The sequence below is a fragment of the Salinivibrio sp. MA427 genome (assembly GCF_001996115.1).
Taxonomy (GTDB): Bacteria; Pseudomonadota; Gammaproteobacteria; order Enterobacterales; family Vibrionaceae; genus Salinivibrio; species Salinivibrio costicola.
The window spans coordinates 1-2,599 of sequence record NZ_MUFH01000320.1 but is presented as its reverse complement, the minus strand read 5'-3'; the positions used below and the strand labels follow the sequence as shown (position 1 = coordinate 2,599).

The 2,599-nt window shown below is 42.4% G+C and carries 5 protein-coding genes; 1 reads left to right on the top strand and 4 read right to left on the bottom strand.

All coding sequences use genetic code 11. The features are described from left to right. On the top strand, positions 1–1,137 hold a 1,137-nt coding region (glp, locus tag BZG79_RS13915; RefSeq protein ID WP_077774695.1), incomplete at its 5' end, for a gephyrin-like molybdotransferase Glp. A 38-nt stretch (positions 1,138–1,175) separates the two neighbouring features. On the opposite strand, the gene BZG79_RS13910 is transcribed toward glp, so the two are convergent. From BZG79_RS13910 to BZG79_RS13895, 4 genes are all read right to left on the bottom strand, one after another. Beyond that, the gene (locus BZG79_RS13910) at positions 1,176–1,634 is read right to left on the bottom strand and encodes a molybdenum cofactor biosynthesis protein MoaE (RefSeq protein WP_021022856.1); all 459 of its coding nucleotides are present in this window, start codon (positions 1,632–1,634) and stop codon (positions 1,176–1,178) included. Between the two features lie 2 nt (positions 1,635–1,636). Next, on the bottom strand, positions 1,637–1,882 hold the full coding sequence (locus BZG79_RS13905) for a MoaD/ThiS family protein (RefSeq protein WP_021022855.1): 246 nt from the start codon (positions 1,880–1,882) through the stop codon (positions 1,637–1,639). Continuing rightward, positions 1,875–2,357, bottom strand: a complete 483-nt coding sequence (gene moaC / locus BZG79_RS13900; protein WP_021022854.1) for a cyclic pyranopterin monophosphate synthase MoaC — start codon at positions 2,355–2,357, stop codon at positions 1,875–1,877. Before moaC ends, BZG79_RS13905 begins: the two co-directional genes overlap by 8 nt. Positions 2,358–2,359: 2 nt before the next feature. Further along, on the bottom strand, positions 2,360–2,599 hold a 240-nt coding region (locus BZG79_RS13895; protein ID WP_242414200.1), incomplete at its 5' end, for a molybdopterin-binding protein.

The following is a 2,599-nucleotide window of genomic DNA, read 5'->3' as shown; positions in this document are numbered from 1 at the left end:
CAGTTAGACATTGCGGGTGGTCGGTACCTCGCTGAGGATATTTTTGCACCCTTTGATACGCCTTTTTGTGATAATTCAGCAATGGACGGATTTGGATTTATTCATGACGATTTCAAGCGTCATAGTGAATTTAAAGAAGTTGGGGAGTCATTAGCTGGGCATCCCTTTAGGGGCTCCATCAAAAGCGGTGAATGCATAAGAATTATGACGGGGGCTACGGTTCCAGAAGGAATAGACACTGTTGTAATGAGAGAAAAAGTCACAGTTCAAGGAAAAAGGATCCAGGTACATTCCACCCCTCAAGCCGGGCAAAATATCAGATTAAAAGGAGAAGATATAAAAGAAGGGCAAGTTGTACTCAAAAAAAATAAAAAGATCAATGCTGCCGATATAGCTATTATGGCAACGTTTGGTATGAGAGAAGTCAATGTATACCAACCTGTCACCATCGCTATCTTCTCAACCGGTGATGAAATAATCTCAGTCAATAAGACCAAAGCCCCTGGACTTATTTATGACTCAAACAAACCAATGCTTATTCACTTACTCAAAGCCTCTGGGTTTAACATTTTAGATCTTGGCATCATTCCTGATGATAAAAAAGCGATAGAAACAGCAATCAAAAAAGCAGAGGATGCTGACGCGATAATAACATCGGGAGGTGTATCGGTTGGAGATGCAGACTTCACAACAGAAGTACTCAAAGAACAAGGTGACATTGATTTTTGGAAATTAGCTATCAAGCCAGGTAAACCGTTTGCTTTTGGACATGTGGGAGCTACCCCATTTTTCGGTTTACCAGGTAATCCAGTATCGGCATTGCTCACCTGTCAGATCCTAGCTATTCCAGGTTTATTAAAGCTGAGCGGTAGTTCCACCATTTACCCACAATGGCTCACCGCCACATTAACCACATCGCTAAAAAAACGTCCTGGGCGCACAGATTACCAACGTGGTATTTATTCAATAAACGAGCAAGGACAATTAAGCGTCGCAAGCTCAGGGGCACAAGGCTCGGCATTACTTATGTCTGTATGCAAAGCTAACTGCCTCATTCGCTTACCGAAAGATAGTGAGGATGTCGCGGAGGGGGTCAGTGTTGAGGTGCTTCCCTTTGCCTTCATTCCCGGTTTATAAGACTAAGGGGTGACTAGATGACGTCACCCTAATTTCCATTATAGACGCCAGCGCAAAGCCGCTTGTTTGTCTGAAGGTTTAGCGCTTACCCACACCCAACCTTGTTCCTCAATGTTTTCTTTTTTCCATAAAGGTACTGATATTTTTAGCTGGTCCATAATAAAGCTGGCTGCCTCGAAGCTATCTTTTCTATGTTTGCTGGACACACCAACAAATACAATTGGCTCACAAAGCCCAATCACACCTATGCGATGCACAATAGAAATCTTTTCTACTGCACTCCATCTAAGCTGGACCTCCTCGGTAATTTCCATCATTGCTTTGTTTGTCATTGATAGATAGCTTTCTAAATATATCTCTTTGACACTTCGGTTTTTCTCAGAACTCCCACGCACTCGGCCAACAAAGGTAACAATGGCACCGCATTCGCTGCTGCTCTCAGTCAGTGCTTGAGTAAGCTGATTTATATCTAGGTGATCTTCTTGAATCCTATACATAATTAGCCCCCAGTAACTGGCGGGAAAAACGCGACTTCATCATTTTTATTGATCGAAAAGTCGCTCTCTACAATCGTATGATTGACCGCGGATATTACATCAAGATCATTAAGCCATAAAAAAGCTGTGTTCTGTTCGATTAGATGTTTTATCAATTCAGAAACAGGTAGAGGAGTTGGTACCTCAAGGCTAATGACACTTTCACCTATCCTTTCTCTTAGCAAACCGAAAAACCTGATTTCAATCATAACCCATTCCTCTGTCTATACTACCAGACTGTCCACCAGATTTATGTCGTACGTGAACCCCTTCGATAATCATGTTTTTATCGGCAGCTTTGCACATATCAAACAAGGTAAGCGCCGCTACCGAAACACCGGTTAATGCTTCCATCTCAACCCCTGTTTTGCCATCTAAAATACAACCACAAGTAATTTGAATACCGTTAGGAAGGAGCTCAAAGTCTATCCATATTTTTGATAGATTCAGTTGATGACACAGTGGGATAAGGTCAGAGCATTTTTTTGCTGCTTGGATCCCTGCTATCCTGGCAGTTGAAAGGACATCCCCTTTTTTAATCTGATTCTCTTTGATGCTATTTACAGTCGATGGAGACATTTTTAAAGTTCCGATCGCAACTGCCTCTCGCCTCGTTATCCCTTTGTTGCTGACATCGACCATATTTGCTTGGCCTGTGGCATTGATATGACTAAACTCACACATAATTAGCCTCTCGACACACATTCATTCGCATCAGCAATGTGAGGAACAAAATTACATGGGCCATGTTCGGCATCCAACTGTTCCTTGATTAGCGTTTTCCAACCTGTTTTACATGCACCTGTCGATCCAGGTAGAGCGAATATGATCGTTCTATTCGCGATACCTGCTACACAACGAGATTGAATGGTCGAGGTGCCAATTTCTTGATAAGACACCAACCTAAATATTTCACCAAACCCTTC